Origin of the sequence: Paraburkholderia sp. SIMBA_027 (genome assembly GCF_046535315.1) — a bacterium.
GTDB lineage: Bacteria > Pseudomonadota > Gammaproteobacteria > Burkholderiales > Burkholderiaceae > Paraburkholderia > Paraburkholderia tropica.
In genome coordinates, this window is the sequence record NZ_JAWRWY010000655.1 from 1 (window position 1) to 269 (window position 269).

Consider the following 269-nt stretch of genomic DNA (forward strand, 5'->3'; position numbering starts at 1 on the left):
GTCGTCATCATGGTGGCCCTCTTCGTGGCGGTCTCGGTGCTGCTGTCGCGAACGTCGCTGGGCCGCCACATCTACGCGGTCGGATCGAACGCGGAAGCGGCACGCCTGTCCGGCGTGAACGTGCAAGGCGTCAAGCTGTTTACCTACGTCCTTTCCGGATTGCTCGCTGGCGCCACGGGTTGCGTACTGATGTCGCGTCTCGTCACGGCCCAGCCGAACGAAGGCGTGATGTACGAACTCGACGCCATCGCCAGCGCGGTGATTGGCGG

1 protein-coding gene is annotated in these 269 nt (G+C 64.7%); it reads left to right on the forward strand.

Annotation, left to right across the window (positions count from 1 at the left end; genetic code table 11):
* Positions 1 to 269: ABC transporter permease (locus SB764_RS40635; protein ID WP_410866849.1), on the forward strand; the 269-nt coding region annotated here is incomplete at both ends.